The organism is Anaeromicrobium sp. (assembly GCF_025210435.1).
In the GTDB taxonomy this organism is placed as follows: domain Bacteria; phylum Bacillota; class Clostridia; order Peptostreptococcales; family Thermotaleaceae; genus Anaeromicrobium.
Genome location: NZ_JAOART010000087.1, coordinates 1 through 19,567, shown reverse-complemented (window position 1 = coordinate 19,567; position 19,567 = coordinate 1). Strand labels below are relative to the sequence as shown.

The window sequence follows — 19,567 nt, the reverse complement described above, 5'->3', positions numbered from 1 at the left end:
ACCTAATTTATTATAGTTGCTTCACTTAAAATTATAAAAATTAAAACTCATAATGTAAAGTGCTTTTTCAAATTTATATCCAAAATCTATATTACAGAATTTGTCAAAAGCCCCATTAAAACAGGTGACACATATGCTTCAATAATACATCCAAATAAAGTTAAAAAAAATATAAAACAGACTAAGCTACTATAAGCGATTATTTTCTTAAGTGGTGAATATTTATTATGATTATACTTTAAAAATTTATTCTGAACAAAAGTTTTTCCAAAGGAAATACCTAAAACTGCCACAATTATTATGGATGGAATTATTATTAGATTTTGTGGTAATATAGATACTGCTGAAAAAGCAATACCCCTAATTCCTAATTCCCTTATTATAAAGCTTATGGTAAATCCCACTACTAGTCCTCTTATTAAAACTATTATTAATATAAAGGGTATTCCTATAATAGTTATGCCTAAAAGCCACATTAATATTATAGTCTGAAAATTATTCATTATGGATTGTTTTAATACCATACTTCCTTCTATCTTGTTATTGTCTAATACATAGAAAAAATTTTTCATGTAATTCATTAATTCTTGCCTTTGTACATCTCCTAGAGCTTTTACCGTAAATGCACCACCTGAAACACCCACTACAAAAAATAATATGACTAAAAAATAAATTCCTGTATTGGTTTCTATGTGGGAATATATTAAATTTTTAAAGTTTCTAACCATTATAATGCCCCCTTTCCATATTACCTTATAGAATATTATGCAAAAGGGGACATCTTTATGACTTGTCTATTTTTTTCATATTTTAAATTTTCCCTGCATATTATAAAAGTATACAGGGAAGGAGTTCTTAAATGTGCATAAAATAATATGTAATAATAAATTTTTTTTAGTAGGAAAAGTTAAAGAACTTCTAGAAGCTTTAGAAATTGTATCAAAAGATTTTTCTACATTAAAAGATCTTATTGATTCTGAATTAAATCAATAGCCATTTTAGATGATAATGCAGCTGTTATAAAGTATTCTCTATCTTCCATATAATTTCGTCCCATACTTCTCATATTAAATGGACAGGCACTAAGAACTTCATCTATATACTCCACATTATAATATTTTATTTCATGTTTTTTATCTATATTATTTTCTAAAAGTTGATTTATTAAAACATTATCATTACCATTATTGAATTTTGGTATTGGTATATATGCTTTAGTTTTGCAAATTTCTTTTAACACTGTAATGGAATGGTGACTAATTCCCCTATGCCTTTTTCGTTTATCTGCAAAGCTAATTCTTGGTATGGCAACAGGTATTCCACCTAGTGTATTTACCGCATCAATTATTTGGCCTTGTTCTACCCCTGTGAATCCATATTTAGTTCCCGTACCAGTTATCCCTGGCCCCATAGTAACTACTATTAAATCGGCCTTTTCTATTTCCTTTGCCGCAATTAACCCATTATATATATTTACACATTCTAAATCCCCACCAAAGGAATTTCCAACTGTGATTGTCTTTTCAATTATTTTTTTATTCTTTAAACTATCTACAGCTTTACTTAAATTAATAGGTAATGCTGCTCCATCAGTCATTATATATACTATTTTCAATTGATTATCTAAGTGTTTTGCCATGAAACTAATAGGAACTAACATACTGTGTAATGTTCCTATTATTACAGGTGTTTTATTTAAAGATTTAAATTGATTAAATAAATCATGGTACTCACTGTCCTGTTCTTCTGCTGCAAAGACCTTTAATTGATATGGTGTATATCTAAGTTTCATAATATGACCACCAGGCCTTAAATTCCTCTCACAATCCTCTAAATTGCATATGACAAAGTGATTTCCACCTGTACCTAAACTCAGCTCTACAGCTGTAGTATTTAGTAAAACCCTATCTCCCACAGCCACATTGTTAGTTAGTTCTTTGTATAATACAGCTTTACAATCCTCATTATTTATTTTTACCAAAAGCTCACTTATATGATCTTTGTCCTTAATGATTTTTTCTACTGTACCTATTTTTATACTCATCATTTTTATAACACCACCCTATCTTCCTAGGTCATCTATATACTTTAATAGGCTTACTTTTTCTATAGTTTTAGTGATAGAGTATTTTTCAGCGTATAGATGAATCAAAATCAAAAAAACTAAGACAATACTTCTAATTTCTATACCCGTATTATATACCCATAGTATTCCTAAACTTACTCCCATTAAATTTGAACCCACATCTCCTAACATGGATTTAGCCTTTAAATCATACTTAACATATGCTAATATTCCACCATATAAGGTATATATGTAATTTTTAACCATATAATTTATGGGATATACAAAAACTATTAAGCTACATACTAAAAAACCTTTTATAGCTCTTCCTGGTCTTAGGTCCAATAAATTTATAAAATTTGTAAAAAGAGCTATTACCAATGTATTAACTACCACATCCACATATTCCTTACTCATTAGCAAACTAATTGTGAAAGCCACTGCTCCACCTATTACAGCTTTCAGACCACCTGTAGATAATTTCCCCTTTAATATATATAGTAAGTGCCCCTTAAGACCTGTTATATTCCTATTTCCTAACAAATCATCACATAGTCCTAAGAATGCCATAGTAATAGTACCTATTAAAAAAATACTTAAGGGAATAATTTCTATATTTTTTTCTAATAAAATAATAAAAATAGAGTTCACAATAATAAGAGGTACAAAAAATATTCCACTACTTACAGGAATTTTTTCTTTTCTATAGTTTTCCCTAGTTGCATCTCCAGTCTCTAGCAAGAAAAGAATTTTTTTTATACTAAATCTGGTTATTATGTATGCTCCTATAAAATATACTATATAATTTAGCATTTTCTATCCCCTCGCCTTTTTCCTAGAACATATAGTATGTGTAAAAATTGTTTTCCCCTATGGATAAAACCTTTTAAGTCCCTTCCCGTTTCCCTATGGGTCATATTCACAGGAATCTCCTCTATCTTATATCCTTTATTTAGTATATCTATGGTCATTCCAACTTCTACCCCATATCCAAATTCCATTTTCCCTAAATCCTTCAGAACCTCACTCTTAAAAGCCCTTTGCCCTGATAGGGATGAATGAATCTCTTCACCCGTATAAAATTTCACCCCTTCTTTAGCTAATTTCTTAACAAGACCTACTCCTCCCTTTTTCTTAGGAGATGGAAATTTTCCTATTGTACAATCTGCTTCATTTTCCACTAGAGGCTTTATTAGCTTGTCTAATTCTATGGATGTATGACCTATATCCCCATCTAAGAAACATATTATTTTACTATTATCCATAACTTTTTCTATTCCATAATTCATGGCATGGCCTTTTCCACAATTTTTTCCTAAACTATATAATAGTACAGGTTCATTTTTTAAGGTGCCCACCGTATTATCTGTTGAACCATCGTCAATAACTACTATTTGATCAATATAAATGCTATTTTTTAAACTATCAATAGTTGATTTTATTCGTTTTTCTTCATTATAAACTGGAATTAACACTGTAATATGTTTTTTCACTTATATCATCTCCTATTCCTTAAACCACTGAGGAGCTAATTTGTCAGCTGTTTTCTTTTGTCCATAATTTCCAGTTTCTCCTGTTAGAATCATTACTAAAGATATTTTTCCCATGGTTGTATCTATATTATCTACAGTAGATAGTCCTAGCTTTTTATACTCTTTAATTTTAGATACATCGTTATTAGTTTTTTCAACAGCTATTATTCCCATATTATTTTCCTTACAAAAACTTATTATAGGCTTTTCTATACTCTCAAATAACTTTAATTCTTCATTATCTTCCCCTGCTAAAATTATGTAATCAAATTCCATGTTAATTTCACCATTTAATTGAATAATCTCATCTTCTACATATTTTTTAATTAGATCCTGGTTTTTTTCTATGAATATGCCATTTAACAATTGATCAATATTTACTCTTTCTACACTTTCTCCTTCAGGATTTTCAGTTATTCGATTTTCAGATGATAAAAATTTATTCTTTATTATTAGCTTAGAAATACTTTCAGCTCCACTTTTTTGTAAAGTATCATCTATTTCTGAATAGGATATGTGTTCACTAGTTTCTATTATCATAACTTTATAACCTGTTAGCCTATCTTTTACTAGGTTAGGGAAAATAGTATTTAAAAATTTAACATTATTTTCATTTTCATTATTTAATTTGGCAACACTTTCTTGTAATTCGTCCTGCTTAACCTTAAATTCATCAAACCTATCTTCTACCTGCTTTAATATATCTTCCTGTTGCTTTACTATTAGATCTTGGCCATCTAACATTATACCTATGAATATACCAATTCCAATTGCTAAAAATATTGCAACTATAGTTATAACATAGTATTTTACATTTATTACCATGATAATCCTCCTTTATATTGGAAAAGCAAATTTAAGCTTCATTAGTAGTAATTTTAACAATTGTCTCCCTGGAGGTGAAAATGCACCTACAATAAATATGGGAATTATGGCACCTACAATTACTCCCACTAAATGCTTTAATCTTATACTCTCTCTATATAATTTACTTACACCCTTAGCATCTATTAATTTAGATCCTACTTTTAATCTAACTAAAAAAGTACTCGCCATACCCTTTCTTCCCTTTTCTAAAAAATCTACCATATTAGAATGGGTTCCCACAGCTACAATTAAGTCTGTTTCATAGTGGAAGGCCAATAACATGGCTAAATCTTCACTAGTTCCAGGTGCTGGAAAAGTAATTGCATTTAGACCAAGTTCATTTATTCTCTTTAGACCAGGAGCCCTTCCATCAGGATATGCATGGACTACTAATTCTTGGCACATTCTTAAACATTCATCAGATATACTATCCATATCTCCCACTATCATATGGGGTGTATATCCAAACTCCATTAAGGCATCACCGCCACCATCTACTCCTATTAATACTGGGTTAAACTCGTCTATATAGGTTCTTATGGCCTTTAGGTCTTCTTTATAATTTTGACCTCTTACAACTACTAGAGTATGTGTATTTTTAAACTTAGTTTTAACCTTTGGAATCTCTAAATTTTCAAGGAACAAGTCCTTTTCCTTTTGAGCATATTCTAAAGTATTTTCAACAAATTTATTAAGTTCTTTTTCAAAATTTTTACTAGTTTCTTTTAATTTTTTTGCAATTACATCCTCTGTTAATAATTCCCCTTGCCCTATATATGTGCCTTTTACATATATATTTCCATCTATTACTTCTATATGGTCATTTTCTGATATTTTATCAAAGGCTTCTTGTCCTATATTATCTAATATGGGAATTCCTGCTCCATTTATAATTCCTGGCCCTAAATTTTCATATCTTCCACTTATACTCTTTGCTCCATTTATTATTAGGACAGGTTTACAATTAACTAGAGAATTTGCAGCAACTTCATCTATATCCTCATGATTTATTACAGCGATTTCTCCCTGTTGTAGTCTATTTACTAAAGTCTTTGTCTTCTTGTCAACTCTTACAGTTGATTTTATTAACATATATTTCCTCCGATAGTTTTTTTATTAGTATTTGTCTATTTTAATTATTCATACAATACAAATATTAATTATATCATAAAAAGAATATTCAATACCATTTAATGCTAATGTTTTATTATTCAAAATTATTTATAATTTGAAATAGGCTTATTAATTATTTTTTAAATTAATAAGCCTATTTTTTCCTACTCGGAACATATCTTTCGAATCAACTATACAAAGAAAAAAACCTACACATGTAGGTTTTTATTTCTCATCTTTTTTTTCTGATTTTTTTTCCTTTGCTGGTCTTTCATCTTTAACAGCAGGTACATCCTTTAAGGGAAGATTGTGTTTCTCTCTTATTTTATTCTCCACATTTACTGCAAAATCTGGATTTTCTTCTAAAAACTTTTTCACATTTTCCCTTCCTTGACCTAGCTTTTTATCGTTGTAGCTATACCAAGATCCAGATTTCTTAATTATTTCAGATTTGACAGCACAGTCTAATATATTTCCTTCTGCAGAAATACCCTTTCCATACATTATGTCAAATTCTGCGATTCTAAAGGGAGGTGCTACTTTATTTTTAACAACCTTCACTTTAGTTCTATTTCCTAATATAGTATCTCCTTGCTTTATTGCTTCAACTCTTCTTACATCAAGTCTTACGGATGAATAAAATTTAAGAGCCCTTCCACCAGTAGTAGTTTCAGGATTACCAAACATTACTCCTACCTTTTCTCTTAACTGATTAATGAATATGGTTGAAGTCTTAGATTTATTAATTATACCGGCTAATTTTCTTAGAGCCTGAGACATTAATCTAGCCTGTAGTCCCACATGAGAGTCTCCCATATCCCCTTGTATTTCAGCCTTTGGTACTAGAGCTGCTACTGAATCTACTACAATTATATCTACAGCACCACTTCTTACTAAAGCTTCACATATTTCTAATCCTTGTTCTCCCGTATCCGGTTGGGATACTACAAGTTCATCTATATTAACTCCTAAGTTTCTTGCATACACAGGATCTAGTGCATGTTCTGCATCTATAAATGCTGCAACTCCACCTTTTTTTTGTGCCTCTGCAATGGCATGTAGGGCCACTGTAGTCTTACCAGATGATTCTGGCCCATATATTTCAATAATTCTTCCCTTTGGTATTCCACCTATACCTGTTGCTATATCTAAGTCTAATGATCCTGTTGAAATTGATTCAACATTCATCCTTACGCTCTCTTCTCCTAATTTCATAATAGAACCTTTACCAAATTGCTTTTCAATTTGGCCCATGGCCATTTCTAATGCTCTCTTTTTTTGATCCATATATTAGTCAGAATAAATTCTGACTTTCACCACCTTCCTTTTACCGAACAGATGTTCTGATTAGATTATAATTTATTATTCCCCTAAAGTCAATAAAAATATTACAATATTTTACCCTCTTTCCAATACTTCTTTTATCATATTTAGACTACTAAGCAGAGTATATGTTCTTATTTTATTCCTATCTCCACTAAAGTGGAAACGTCTTGTTACCATAGTTTTTCCATATAAAAGGCATATATATACTAATCCTACAGGTTTTTCCTCCGTTCCTCCATCAGGCCCTGCTATGCCAGTTACTGATAAGCATATATTACTTTTAGTTTTTCTTTTTAAACCCATTGCCATACTTTCAGCCGTTTGGCGACTAACAGCTCCAAATTCTTCTAATATGTGCTTCTTAACACCCAATTCTTCTTCCTTAGCCATATTAGAATAGGTTACTAAACTTCTATCAAAAGAACTTGATATGCCGGGTATATCTGTAAATTTTGATCCTATCATTCCACCAGTACATGATTCAGCTAATGATATGGTTAAAGATTTTTCCTTAAGTTTCTTTACTACCACATCTATTAGTTCTTCATTATCCGTGCTATATATATATTGGCCCACTTTTTCATATATATTTTTTATCATATTATTTACTAAATATTTAGCTTCATCTTCATCCTTACTACTTGATGTAATTCTTATGCTTACTTCCCCTTCTTTGGCATAAGTAGCTATAGTAGGATTCTCTTGATTTTCAATTAGATCCATTATTTTTTCTTCTAACAAAGATTCTCCTATTCCAAATAATCTAATAGTTTTTGAGTATATATAATTTTTAGCTTTTTTCATTAGATATTTCATTACCTGATCATTAAACATATTTTTCATTTCTTTAGGAGGCCCCGGTAGACATATGATTATTTTTTCTTTGTCATCTATAATAAATCCTGGAGCAGTACCATAATTATTTTCAAGTATTATGGAGTTCTTAGGCATGTATGCTTGTCTAATATTATTTTTGGACATGATTTTTTTCCTGTTATTAAAATAATCTCTTATTTTACCATATGAGTACTCGTCCTTCATCATTTCCCTGTCAAATACTTTGCTAATAATTTCCTTAGTCAAATCGTCTTGAGTAGGACCTAATCCTCCTGTAGTTATGATCATATCCACATTCTTGAAAGTCTCCCTTATTAAAGCCTCAAGTCTCTTAGGATTATCCCCAACCGTATGGTGATAATATACTCCAATTCCTAAATTGTTTAGTTCCTCTGATAGATATTTACTATTAGTATTTAATATTTGTCCCATTAATAGTTCTGTTCCAATGCTTAAAATTGCACATTTCATAATATCCCTCCTAAACTAATCTATTTCTAGTAATTAAAAAAAGCAGCATAGCTGCTTTTTATCCTTGTTTAAGTATATGCCTATTTAAGTATATGTAATCAACTCCAGATACAATAGTTAAAATAACCGCTATCCAAAGAGCAATAGTGCTAAATGGAAATCCTATTAAACTAAAAGGATAATTATCTAATAATATGGCTATTATGGCAACTATCTGTGTTATGGTCTTTAGCTTGCCATAAACGCTTGCTGCTATTACAATACCTTCTGATGCAGCAACTGCCCTTAAAATACTTATGGCATATTCTCGTGAAATAATCACAACAACAATCCAAGCTGGAAGTTGATCCATTTGTACTAAACAAACTAAAGCTGCTGTAACTAACAACTTATCTGCAAGTGGGTCCATAAACTTACCAAATTTAGTAACCTGATTCCTACTTCGAGCAATATATCCATCTAAAGTATCTGTTATGGCTGCTACAGTAAATACAAATGCAGCTATATATACACCATAAGTGATCTCATTTAATAGAAATATCATGAAAACTGGTACTAAAAATATCCTTACAATCGTCAGTTTGTTAGCAAGATTCATCAAGCATCTCCCCTATTAAATCATATTCGAAAGCATCTGTTATCTCTGTTTTTACTATTTGGCCTTCCTTTAAATCAACCTCAGAGTTAACATACACTATTCCATCTACATCAGGAATATCATACATGCTTCTTCCAGCATATACATTTTCTGCTTCTTTTTCTTCTATAAGTATATCATAAATATTACCTATTTTCTCATTATTTTTCTCAAAGGATATATTTTTTTGTATATCCATTATCTCCTCTTGTCTAGATATCTTTATATCTTCTTCCACTTGATTTGGAAGCTTTTCAGCCGATGTTCCCTCTTCTTTAGAGTAAGGAAATACTCCTAATCTATCGAATCTCATCCTTTTAACAAAATCCTTTAACTCTAAAAAGTCTTCTTCTGTCTCCCCAGGAAAACCTACTATTAAGGTAGTTCTTATACTAATATCTCCTATTTTTTCTCTTAATTTCTTTATTACAGTTTCTATATGTTCTTTACTTGTTTTTCTATTCATTAATTTTAATATATTATCACTACAGTGTTGTATTGGCATATCTATATATTTGCATACCTTTTCATTTCTACTCATGGATTCTATAAGCTTATCATCTATTTTTTCTGGATAACAATACAGTATTCTAATCCATTTAATACCCTCAATTTTATTTAATTCATCTAAAAGATCCCCTATTTTAATTTCTCCATACAAATCTATTCCATAGTTTGAAGTATCTTGTGCTATTATGATTAATTCTTTAACACCTTGTGATGCTAATGATTTTGCTTCTCCTATTATATCCTTCATTTCTCTACTTCTATATTTACCCCTTAATTTTGGAATAATACAATAAGTACATAGGTTGTCACAACCTTCAGCAATTTTTAAATATGCACTATAGGAAGGTGTTCCTAATATTCTTGGCATATTTTCATCAAATACCACATTTATATCTCCATGCTTGCTAGTTCTTTCTCCCTTTAATGTACTATTTACAATGTCAACAACCTGAGGAAAGTTTCCAGTTCCCACAATTCCATCTACTTCTGGTAATTCCTTTAATAATTCATCATTATATCTTTCTCCTAAACATCCAGCTACTATTAACAATTTGCAATTTCCATGTTCTTTATATTTAGCTAAAGAAAGTATAGTGTCTATAGATTCTTGCTTTGCATCATTTATAAATCCACAGGTGTTTACTATTATAATATCTGCCCTGTCTTCTTCCATTTCTAATAAAAATCCATGTTCTTTTAAAAGCCCCATCATCACTTCTGAGTCTACTTGATTTTTAGCACATCCTAATGTTTCAATATATACCCTTAATTTCATTGTTAATTTCTCCCTTCACCAGTTATATCTTCTACAAATTTTATTATTTCGTCTACTACTTTATCCATGGATAAGTAATTTGCTTCGTAATCATATTCTCTAAATTTATCAATGGAATACTTATAAAGTGGATCATAATAATTTTTAATTAAATACTCTATAACATGGTCGTACTCCTTCTTATCTATTTTTTCAATTAACATATTCACATTTACGTTCCCAAGTCTTTTTCTTAGATGTTCTATTGCATCCTTTAACTTTTGTTCATTATCTTCTATTCCATTTATATAATCTTTTTTTATATTAGTAATTCTGTTTTCCATATTAGTTTCCACTAATATGTGTTTATCACTTATTATTTTTTCAAATATATGGTTAAGTATTATTACATTTCCTATCCTTTTACTTTCACTTTCCACATATACATTTTTGTCTTTTAATCCCCGTAGGGTGTGAAAAATTCCTGCATCAAAGTTCTTTTGAGTAGGTAATTTTTCATTATACATTATATTCCCAAAAACTGATCCACTGTTGTTAGCCAATTTTTCTAAATCTAATACACTTTTACCTCTTTCATGTAATTTCTCTAATATGTGGGTTTTTCCTACTCCTGTTAATCCATGTATCATTATAAAATTATAGTCATAAATGTTTTTTTCTAAAAAGTTCACCACAGTATTTCTATAACTTTTATATCCACCTGTTAGTTGGAATACATTTTTAATCCCCATCATTTGTACAAAGGAACATACACTTTTACTTCTCATTCCACCCCTATAGCAAAAGAAAACTATATTTTTATATTCCTTAGAATAACCTTTTATACTTTCGTATATGGAAACTAATTTCTTAGATCCGTACTCAATTCCCATTAAAGTGGCCTTTTCTGTACACTCTTTTTTATATATGGTTCCTACCATGGCCCTCTCCTCATTATCTAGTATGGGAATATTAATAGCATTTAGAATAGTGCCATCCTCATATTCTACCTGAGACCTTACGTCTATAAGTAGAATGTCTTTCATTTTTAGTACATCTTTAATATCTATAGTTTTTACCATCTAAACCCCTTCTTCTGCTCGTATTGTTTCTAATTCTTCTTTTGTCATTAAAACCTTCCTTGGTTTGCTACCCTCGTGGGGGCCTACTATATTTCTTTCTTCTAATTCATCTATGAGCCTAGCTGCTCTATTATATCCTATTCTAAACCTTCTTTGAAGCATAGATATGGATGCTTGTCCCGAATTCACAACTAACTCTATAGCTTCCTTTAAAACTGGATCTACCTCCTTGTTGGATTCCATACTAGCCTTTTGAAAATTGTCTATAATATCTTCTTTATAATTATTTTCTTCTGATTGATTTTTCACAAAACCAACCACCTTTTCAACCTCAGAGTCAGATATAAAAGCACCTTGAACTCGTATGGGCTTAGCTGATCCAACTGGATAAAATAACATATCTCCCTTTCCTAATAGTTTTTCAGCACCTCCCATATCTAATATGGTCCTGGAATCTGCTTGGGAAGATACAGAAAAAGCTATTCTAGATGGTATATTGGCCTTAATTACCCCTGTGATTACATCCACAGAAGGTCTTTGAGTAGCTACAATCAAATGAATACCTGCTGCTCTAGCCATTTGAGCTAATCTACATATGCTATCTTCCACTTGTGATGGGGATACCATCATTAAGTCAGCTAGTTCGTCGATTATAATTACAATTTGTGGAAAAATTTCATCTTCCAATTCTTTCATTTTTTTGTTATATCCACCTATATCCCGTACATTATTTTCTGCAAAGGACTTATATCTTCTAGTCATTTCTGCAACAGCCCAATTTAATGCACTAGATGCCTTATTAGGATCTGTAACTACTGGTATTAGTAAATGGGGAATTCCATTGTAGGTACTAAGTTCTACTACCTTTGGATCTATTAATAAAACCTTTACTTCATTAGGTTTTGCCTTGTATAAAATACTATTTATTATGGCATTTACACATACACTCTTACCAGACCCAGTAGCTCCAGCTATTAACATATGGGGCATTTTTGACAAATCCGTTACGATGGGATTTCCTGCTATATCCTTTCCTAATACAAAACTAACCTTTGATGTGCTACTTAAAAATTGTTCACTCTCTATAACTTCTCTTATTGTAACCATAGATACTTCATCATTAGGAACTTCTATACCTACAGCTGCCTTTCCTGGTATAGGAGCTTCAATTCGAATATTAGAGGCTGCTAGGTTAAGGGCTATATCATCTGAAAGGTTCACGATTTTACTTACCTTTACTCCAGGACTTGGTTGAATTTCATATCTAGTTATACTAGGGCCTTTACTAACTTGCACAACTTTAGCTTCAACACCAAAATTATCTAGAGTTTGTTCTAGTATACTGGCTTTCCCTAAAATTTCCTTTTTATCATTTTGATTGTTTTTCTTAGACTTTTTTTCTAATAGATCTACAGATGGAATAATATATTCTTTTTCTTCATTTTTATCCGTATCTATTTTTATTTCTATTTCCTCATCCTTTACATGTCCTTTAGTTTCTTTAATTTTATTAGATTTTTTCTTCATATTAGTATCTATTATTTTTTCTTCTTCAAATTCTTTTGTAAAATCTAGGATTTTTATCTTTTCATTCATGGATTTTTCTTCAACAATACCTTCAACTTTAGGCTCTATTCTTTTATTTTGTCTTACTTTCTTTTCCCTTTTCTTCTTTGGCTTATCTGATACCATAACAAAAGAAACCACTACATTCTTAAGGACTATTATTCCTTTTTCTAAGATCTCCCTTAAAAATTCAAATATATCTATTAAAGAAAGATTTAATAATGATATTAATGAAAGTATTATTACGGATATTACTAAAAAATAAGTACCATTAACACCTAGTAATTTTATACTATTATAACCTATAAAATTACCAATTAATCCTCCACCAATGCCATTAGTTCCTTGTATGTACATATTCTTTATATTACTCATATGAAAAAATTTTTCTGGGATATATTCTCTACTGTATAAAGTAAATAGAATTAAATAACATATGTACATAATGACTACAAAATATTTGACTTTATGATTTAAAAATTCTTTTTTATTAAATAAAGATAGTATTCCAAATAGTATTATCACTAATGGTAGTACATAGGATGTTGTAGAAAATAAGGCCATTAAATTTCTTTTTATTAAATTTCCAATTTGTCCCACAGAGTTATAAGTTAAACATATATATATAAAGATTCCTATAAAAATTATTAATATGGACTTAAACTCTTTATTTTCTTTTTTTGCTGTTCTCCTTTTCTTTGTCATAAGTTCTCTCCTTAACATATAGTGAAAGTTTTTTCATACAAATTATAAAAAAGCACAGGTTTAACTGTGCCAGAAACTATATAATAAAATACCTATTCCTACAGTCCATGTATAAAATGAAAATTTCACAAAACTTGGTTAAACCTTACATCATGCCCAAACTATAGTATGGAAAATAGTGGGTGGTATAAAACTTCTAATAACTACACATTTGACCAAATTTATTTTTACCAAAATTTAAAGTGTTAATATTCCCCTATTAACACTTTGACATTCATATTATAACATAAGAAAAAATATTATTCTACTCCGTAAAAAAGACACTTCTTCATAGTTATTCTTCTTTTTCATTTTCTTTTTTTTCTTCCACTTCTTTTATCATCCCCTGTAATTTTCCCATGGCATGACTTAATCCTCCCACACTGTTTATAAGACCCACATCAACGGCTTCTTTTCCTATTAAAATAGTTCCCACATCATTGGCTATTTCATCAGTTTCACTCATTAATTCATTTAACCTTTCCTTTGATATGGTAGATGTCCTAAGAATAAAATTTATTATTCTATCTTGCATTTTTTTAAAATACTGGAAAGTCTGTGGTGCTCCTATGACCAACCCATTAGTTCTTATGGGATGAACAGTCATAGTAGCCGTTTGAGCTATATATGAATAATCACTGGCTGTAGCTAAGGGAACTCCTATGCTGTGGCCTCCTCCTAATACTAATGAAACTGTAGGTTTTGATATACTAGATATCATTTCTGCTAAGGCTAGTCCTGCTTCCACATCTCCTCCTACCGTGTTTAAAATGGTAAGCATTCCCTTTATGTTGGGATTTTCCTCAACTGCAATTAATTGGGGGATTATATGTTCATATTTTGTAGCTTTAGTTTGAGGTGAAGATACTCCATGGCCTTCTATATGTCCTATTATGGTTAAACAATGAATATTACTTTGTGTACTTGGAATATTACTTACACCCATTTCTTTTATATTTTCAAGCTTCTCGTTATTTTTTTTCGCATCTTTCTTTTCCATTGACATTATTCCCTTCTGCAATCAATTTAATTAATCTTAAATTATTTTTTCCAATATAAAAGTCTTTTATTAAAAATAAAAGACTTTTATAAAATAAATAAAATAATTAGGCATATGAAAGAAATAAATTAGTCAGTTCTCTGAGGAATTTGGATTATTTTCAAGGCATGATGAGCGAGCATATTAAACATATGTGAGCGATTCCATAACGAAGAAAATAATTCAAATAACCAGTGAAATGACTAATTTATTTTTTGAATATGCCTTATAGGTGCTTAATTATTTTATTTGTCTAAATTAAATTCTGCATGAAGAGCATTTACTGCTTTTTCTATATGTTCTTCCTTTATAAGGCAAGATATTGTTGTATGAGAATCAGAGCTTTGTAAAATTTTAATTCCAGAATGAGAAAGGGCTTTTACTATTTTTCCCATAACGCCAGGAATGCCCCTTATTTTATGGCCAATGGCTGTTACCTTACTACAATTTTCAATAATACTATATTCAAATTTATTTTTTCCCATTATGTTTTTAACCTTGTCTAAATCCTTATTATCTATAGTAAATACTTTTTTATCTGTAAAAAAGTTAATTAAATCAATACTTACTTGAAACTTAGTTAAGTTATTCATAAGTATATCATTATCTTCCATATTATCATTAAAATATACGCTCACCTGAGAAATATTGTTTTTATGAGCTATTGCCCTAATTACATTGTCCTCTTCTAAAGACTTTCTAAACTTCCTAAGATAATGATTTTTTTGTATTATAATAGTACCTTTACTTTCATTTAATGTATTTTTTACTTTCATGGGAATATTAGACCTTTTAGCCACAGCCACAGCCCTTGGGTGAACCACCTTAGCTCCCTCATCAGCCATTTGATATATTTCCTCATAATCAATTTCATCTATTACTCTTGCCTTTGTCACAACCCTAGGATCTGCCGTCATTACGCCATCCACATCCGTATATATTTCCACACACTTTGCCTGTAGAGCTTCTCCTAAAATAGCTGCTGTAGTATCACTACCGCCTCTTCCTAGAGTTGTAATCTCTCCAGTTTCAGTAACACCTTGAAATCCTGCTACTACAGGTATTATTCCTTTGTTAAGTAAATCCATCAAATATTTATTATCAACTTTTAAAACATCTGCATCTCCAAAATGATTATCTGTTATTATACCTGCTTGAAATCCAGTTACAGCTTGTGCTTCATATCCCATTGCCTTTATGGTATTAGAAAGTATTACAGATGATATAATTTCACCAACAGACATTATAATATCTAAATCTCTAGCATTATCCCCATCGTATACAGAAGTGGCCATATTAACCAAAGTATCTGTAGCGTATTTATCCCCTCGTCTACCAATGGCTGATACTACTACGATTGGATTTTTTCCTGATTCCTTAGTTGCCACTACCTTTGATGCTACTTTCTTTCTTAATTCTTCTGTGGCTACAGATGTTCCCCCAAATTTTTGTACGATTATGTCCATACTTTTCCTCCTAACTATCTATACATATATTAGCACGAAAACAGCATATAGTCTAATATACTTCAATGTAGTTCCCATCAAAGTTTTAAATTATTTCAAACCTTTGACTTCCTGTAATATAATAGTATGTGTATATACTCACTTTTGGGAATTTTATATGTGAAAACATTTTAGGGTACAAAAAAAGATTGGTAATAAATTTTACCAACCTGTTAAAGTTCCTCTAATTCTACAATAATCATATCATTTCCTATCTTTTTTACACATTCCCATGGAACTTCTAAAAAATTTCTGTCATAGAAAAATGAAAACTGACTTTTATAGTCTGGAACTAGTATGGCTTTTATTTTCCCTGTTTTCTCATTAATAAGCAGATCACATTCTCCAAGCATTCCTAATCTAGCTCCATCTGTTAAGTTTACTATTTCTTTCCCCCCAAGTTCACTCAACCTCATCCCTATTCCTCCTGTTTACTATATTTCTCTATAGATTTATTGGTTGTAAATTTGTTTTATACAGTAACTTGCCTATAAGGGAAACTATTGAAAATCTTTGAAACCCTGGAACGTCACAACATCCTATGCTACTCCAACATGACACATGAACCTATATACGAAGATTCACACTTTCGCTTGTGACAAGGACTTGGGTGGAAAAGATTTTCAATGGTTTCCTGAAATAGGCCCATATAAAGCAAGTTTATACACCAGAAATCTATAACACCCTCCTTTAATTATATTAAGTGTATACTCATTATATTCCTGTATGTCCAAATCCACCTGTTCCACGTAAAGTATCCTCTAAATTTTGGACTTCTTCCCAGTTTATCTTTTCATATTTACATATTACCAATTGAGCTATCCTATCACCATTTTTAACTATGAAATCCTCTTCTCCCCAATTAACTAAAGGAACTTTTATTTCTCCCCTATAATCACTATCTACAGTGCCTACCCCGTTGATTACTCCTATACCATATTTCATAGCAAGTCCACTCCTAGCCCTAACTTGTGCCTCTGTTCCCTGTGATAATTGTATATGTATTCCTGTTTCCACCAACCTTCTTTTCCCTGGTTTTATTATAATATCTTCTTTAATATATGCTCTTAAATCCATTCCAGCAGATCCATCAGTTTCATACTTAGGTATTTGTGCTCCTTCTTTAACTACTATTTTAACTTTTGTCATTATCTATTCCTCTCCTATACAAATTTTTAGGCTACTAACAATATTCAAATTTTTCCTTTGGATCTTGTCAGTAGCCCAACCTATTCTCTTTTAATATAAATACTTTTTAATATTAATATCCTTATCTATATTTCCAACTAAAGATACGGACATATTCTCCTTTGAAAATATTTTATCAATTACCCTTTTAATATGGTCCATCTCTATATTATCAATTTTATCTAAAACTTCCTTTTGGGTATATACCCTATTTAATAAAAGTTCACTTTTCCCAATTCCCATCATTCTACTACTTGTACCTTCTAATCCTAATATATAACTTCCCTTTAGTTGTTCCTTGGCTTTTAATAGTTCTTCTTTTCCTAATCCCTTATTTTTTATCAGGTCAATTTCTTCTCTTATACTTAGACACACTTTTTCTAATTGCTTTGGATTTATACCAGCATATATGGTAAATATTCCTGAATTTCTGTAGGATGTGGGGTAAGAGAATACTGAATATGCTAATCCCTTATCTTCCCTTATATTTTGAAATAATCTAGAACTCATGCTACCACCAAATATGGTGTTCATAACTAGCAAAGGGTATACATTTTCACTTCCCATTGAAAAACTCTCAAGGCCTATGCATAAGTGTAATTGTTCTATATCCTTATACTTCATTCCAATTTCCCTATTAAAATTAGGTTTTTCTTTATCATTCTTCAGTTGGATATTTTTCTTTTTCCCTATAGAAATTATTTTTTCCTCTAACATATTTATTAAATATTTTTCGTCAAAATTTCCCGCTACAGAAATAACCATGTTCTCTGGAACATAAAATTTTTCCATATGTTCTACTAGTTTATCCCTTGTTAAATTTGATATAATATCTCTTGTTCCTAATATGGGATAACCTAAAGAATCATCTTTATATATGGTTTTAAATAGTAGATCATGAGCATTCTCTTCTGGAGAATCTTCATACATACTTATTTCTTCTAATACAACATTTTTTTCCTTTTCAATTTCCCTTTCATCTAATGATGAATTAAATACCATATCTGAAAGAACGTCCACTGCTATGTTTATATGGGAGTCTAATACCTTAGCATAATAGCATGTGCATTCTTTTCCAGTAAATGCATTTAGTTGACCACCGATATCGTCAATAGCTGCTGCTATCTCCTTTGCACTTCTATTTTTAGTCCCTTTAAAAAGCATATGTTCTATAAAATGGGTAATTCCATTATTTTCCACTGTTTCATCTACCGATCCCACATTAACCCATATGCCTAAGGAAATAGATTTTACATGAGGAATTTTTTCCATAATAATTCTCGTACCATTACTTAATTTAAACTTTTTGTACATAGTTTCCTCCTAGAGTGTTTTATGGCATAACTACTTGTTATTATAGTTTACTCACCCTCAATTATCAAGTAAAATCAGATTTTTTCTATATATTTATAAGTTCAGAAACAGTACATATATGAATTCCCTCTTCTTTGATTTTTTTTATTATATGGGGAAGAGCCTTTATAGTTTCTTCCTTTGGATGCATAAGAAGTATTGCTCCTTTATGATCTTTATTAAATACCCTTTTTATTATGATATCTTTTGTAGATCCCTTTTTCCAATCAATAGTATCAACACTCCAAAGAATCACCTTATATCCTAGATTTTCAGCAATCTCTAAGGTTTCTTTATTATAATCACCTGCTGGTGGAGCAAATAGATTGGTTTTATGAGATAAAGCCTTGTATATGGCTTCTTCTGTCCTTTTTATTTCCTTTATATTCTCTTTTTTATTTGTTTTAGTGGGTAGTTTATGTGAATATCCATGATTCCCAATTTCATGTCCCTCTTCCTTTATCTTTACCAATAATTCTCTATTTTTCTCTGCCCATCTTCCCGTTATAAAAAAGGTTACTTTAATATTATTTTCTTTAAATATTTCCAACATCTTAGGAATATGTTCTCCACCCCAATCCACATTGCATGTAAAGGCCATTTTTTTTGAATTCACCTCAACCTTCCTTATGGGCTCTGTTTTATATTCATTCCAAACGCCTTTACTCCTATAGCCTAACATAGAAATTGCTCCTATTATTAGTATAATTATAAAAATACATATATAGATTTTTTTCCTAGACACAATGTAAATCCTCATACTATCCCCCCCTTTAAACTATATTCAACTAAAAAATTTATTATTCTATAGATTTGTGAAATGGAATTCAATTTTACATCTCATATTTCGTACAACATATATTTCCAAACTAGTATGCAGTCATACAATTGAATAATATTCTTATAATGGATTATTATTCCAGTGATTGGCTGCATACTTATCCTGTTAAATTTATACCATATTTTTCAACTACTATC

18 protein-coding genes are annotated in these 19,567 nt (G+C 30.3%); all 18 read right to left on the bottom strand.

Annotated features, from left to right (window positions below; translation table 11 throughout):
• Window positions 1-86: 86 nt before the first annotated feature.
• Window positions 87-728: a stage II sporulation protein M gene (gene spoIIM, locus N4A57_RS10505; protein WP_293657949.1), complete on the bottom strand. Its 642-nt coding sequence runs from the start codon at window positions 726-728 to the stop codon at window positions 87-89.
• Between the two features lie 239 nt (window positions 729-967).
• Window positions 968-2,047, bottom strand: coding sequence for a DUF3866 family protein (locus N4A57_RS10500; protein WP_293657948.1), 1,080 nt, complete (start codon window positions 2,045-2,047; stop codon window positions 968-970).
• Window positions 2,048-2,062: 15 nt separating this feature from the next.
• Window positions 2,063-2,878, bottom strand: coding sequence for a glycosyl transferase (locus N4A57_RS10495; RefSeq protein WP_293657947.1), 816 nt, complete (start codon window positions 2,876-2,878; stop codon window positions 2,063-2,065).
• Window positions 2,872-3,558, bottom strand: coding sequence for a glycosyltransferase family 2 protein (locus tag N4A57_RS10490; protein WP_293657946.1), 687 nt, complete (start codon window positions 3,556-3,558; stop codon window positions 2,872-2,874). The genes N4A57_RS10495 and N4A57_RS10490 overlap by 7 nt, the downstream gene beginning before the upstream one ends.
• Before the next feature lie 12 nt (window positions 3,559-3,570).
• Window positions 3,571-4,422 (bottom strand): copper transporter, encoded by an 852-nt coding sequence (locus N4A57_RS10485; protein WP_293657945.1) that lies wholly within the window; start codon window positions 4,420-4,422, stop codon window positions 3,571-3,573.
• Window positions 4,423-4,434: 12 nt separating this feature from the next.
• The gene (gene steA, locus N4A57_RS10480; RefSeq protein ID WP_293657944.1) at window positions 4,435-5,556 is read right to left on the bottom strand and encodes a putative cytokinetic ring protein SteA; all 1,122 of its coding nucleotides are present in this window, start codon (window positions 5,554-5,556) and stop codon (window positions 4,435-4,437) included.
• Window positions 5,557-5,802: 246 nt separating this feature from the next.
• Complete coding sequence (gene recA / locus N4A57_RS10475; RefSeq protein WP_293657943.1) at window positions 5,803-6,864, bottom strand: recombinase RecA; 1,062 nt, start codon at window positions 6,862-6,864, stop codon at window positions 5,803-5,805.
• A gap of 111 nt (window positions 6,865-6,975) precedes the next feature.
• On the bottom strand, window positions 6,976-8,211 hold the full coding sequence (locus N4A57_RS10470; RefSeq protein WP_293657942.1) for a competence/damage-inducible protein A: 1,236 nt from the start codon (window positions 8,209-8,211) through the stop codon (window positions 6,976-6,978).
• 58 nt (window positions 8,212-8,269) lie between these two features.
• Window positions 8,270-8,809: a CDP-diacylglycerol--glycerol-3-phosphate 3-phosphatidyltransferase gene (gene pgsA / locus N4A57_RS10465; RefSeq protein WP_293657941.1), complete on the bottom strand. Its 540-nt coding sequence runs from the start codon at window positions 8,807-8,809 to the stop codon at window positions 8,270-8,272.
• Complete coding sequence (gene rimO / locus N4A57_RS10460; RefSeq protein WP_293657940.1) at window positions 8,796-10,133, bottom strand: 30S ribosomal protein S12 methylthiotransferase RimO; 1,338 nt, start codon at window positions 10,131-10,133, stop codon at window positions 8,796-8,798. The genes pgsA and rimO overlap by 14 nt, the downstream gene beginning before the upstream one ends.
• Window positions 10,134-10,135: 2 nt before the next feature.
• Window positions 10,136-11,194 (bottom strand): tRNA 2-selenouridine(34) synthase MnmH, encoded by a 1,059-nt coding sequence (gene mnmH / locus N4A57_RS10455; RefSeq protein WP_293657939.1) that lies wholly within the window; start codon window positions 11,192-11,194, stop codon window positions 10,136-10,138.
• A complete protein-coding gene (locus N4A57_RS10450; RefSeq protein WP_293657938.1) occupies window positions 11,195-13,465 on the bottom strand; it encodes a DNA translocase FtsK in 2,271 nt (756 codons plus the stop codon).
• 334 nt (window positions 13,466-13,799) lie between these two features.
• Window positions 13,800-14,504 carry an ATP-dependent Clp protease proteolytic subunit gene (locus N4A57_RS10445; protein ID WP_330671504.1) on the bottom strand — a complete coding sequence of 235 codons (705 nt, stop codon included), beginning with the start codon at window positions 14,502-14,504 and terminating at the stop codon, window positions 13,800-13,802.
• A gap of 284 nt (window positions 14,505-14,788) precedes the next feature.
• Window positions 14,789-16,009, bottom strand: coding sequence for an aspartate kinase (gene dapG, locus N4A57_RS10440; RefSeq protein ID WP_293657936.1), 1,221 nt, complete (start codon window positions 16,007-16,009; stop codon window positions 14,789-14,791).
• Window positions 16,010-16,221: 212 nt separating this feature from the next.
• Window positions 16,222-16,464 carry a YlmC/YmxH family sporulation protein gene (locus tag N4A57_RS10435; protein WP_293657935.1) on the bottom strand — a complete coding sequence of 81 codons (243 nt, stop codon included), beginning with the start codon at window positions 16,462-16,464 and terminating at the stop codon, window positions 16,222-16,224.
• A gap of 298 nt (window positions 16,465-16,762) precedes the next feature.
• Window positions 16,763-17,197, bottom strand: a complete 435-nt coding sequence (gene dut, locus N4A57_RS10430) for a dUTP diphosphatase (protein WP_293657934.1) — start codon at window positions 17,195-17,197, stop codon at window positions 16,763-16,765.
• Window positions 17,198-17,287: 90 nt separating this feature from the next.
• Window positions 17,288-18,550 (bottom strand): M16 family metallopeptidase, encoded by a 1,263-nt coding sequence (locus N4A57_RS10425; RefSeq protein ID WP_293657933.1) that lies wholly within the window; start codon window positions 18,548-18,550, stop codon window positions 17,288-17,290.
• An 85-nt stretch (window positions 18,551-18,635) separates the two neighbouring features.
• Window positions 18,636-19,349 carry a polysaccharide deacetylase family protein gene (locus N4A57_RS10420; protein WP_293657932.1) on the bottom strand — a complete coding sequence of 238 codons (714 nt, stop codon included), beginning with the start codon at window positions 19,347-19,349 and terminating at the stop codon, window positions 18,636-18,638.
• Window positions 19,350-19,567: the final 218 nt, after the last annotated feature.

Excerpts from the sequence above, each read along its gene's own strand:
- N4A57_RS10500 (WP_293657948.1), bottom strand. The coding sequence starts at position 2,047 with ATGATGAGTATAAAAATAGGTACAGTAGAAAAAATCATTAAGGACAAA.
- N4A57_RS10445 (WP_330671504.1), bottom strand. The coding sequence starts at position 14,504 with ATGGAAAAGAAAGATGCGAAAAAAAATAACGAGAAGCTTGAAAATATA.
- N4A57_RS10420 (WP_293657932.1), bottom strand. The coding sequence starts at position 19,349 with ATGAGGATTTACATTGTGTCTAGGAAAAAAATCTATATATGTATTTTT.
- N4A57_RS10470 (WP_293657942.1), bottom strand. The coding sequence starts at position 8,211 with ATGAAATGTGCAATTTTAAGCATTGGAACAGAACTATTAATGGGACAA.
- pgsA (WP_293657941.1), bottom strand. The coding sequence starts at position 8,809 with ATGAATCTTGCTAACAAACTGACGATTGTAAGGATATTTTTAGTACCA.
- N4A57_RS10495 (WP_293657947.1), bottom strand. The coding sequence starts at position 2,878 with ATGCTAAATTATATAGTATATTTTATAGGAGCATACATAATAACCAGA.
- dut (WP_293657934.1), bottom strand. The coding sequence starts at position 17,197 with ATGACAAAAGTTAAAATAGTAGTTAAAGAAGGAGCACAAATACCTAAG.
- N4A57_RS10485 (WP_293657945.1), bottom strand. The coding sequence starts at position 4,422 with ATGGTAATAAATGTAAAATACTATGTTATAACTATAGTTGCAATATTT.
- N4A57_RS10435 (WP_293657935.1), bottom strand. The coding sequence starts at position 16,464 with ATGAGGTTGAGTGAACTTGGGGGGAAAGAAATAGTAAACTTAACAGAT.
- steA (WP_293657944.1), bottom strand. The coding sequence starts at position 5,556 with ATGTTAATAAAATCAACTGTAAGAGTTGACAAGAAGACAAAGACTTTA.
- mnmH (WP_293657939.1), bottom strand. The coding sequence starts at position 11,194 with ATGGTAAAAACTATAGATATTAAAGATGTACTAAAAATGAAAGACATT.
- N4A57_RS10450 (WP_293657938.1), bottom strand. The coding sequence starts at position 13,465 with ATGACAAAGAAAAGGAGAACAGCAAAAAAAGAAAATAAAGAGTTTAAG.
- dapG (WP_293657936.1), bottom strand. The coding sequence starts at position 16,009 with ATGGACATAATCGTACAAAAATTTGGGGGAACATCTGTAGCCACAGAA.
- N4A57_RS10425 (WP_293657933.1), bottom strand. The coding sequence starts at position 18,550 with ATGTACAAAAAGTTTAAATTAAGTAATGGTACGAGAATTATTATGGAA.
- rimO (WP_293657940.1), bottom strand. The coding sequence starts at position 10,133 with ATGAAATTAAGGGTATATATTGAAACATTAGGATGTGCTAAAAATCAA.
- spoIIM (WP_293657949.1), bottom strand. The coding sequence starts at position 728 with ATGGTTAGAAACTTTAAAAATTTAATATATTCCCACATAGAAACCAAT.
- recA (WP_293657943.1), bottom strand. The coding sequence starts at position 6,864 with ATGGATCAAAAAAAGAGAGCATTAGAAATGGCCATGGGCCAAATTGAA.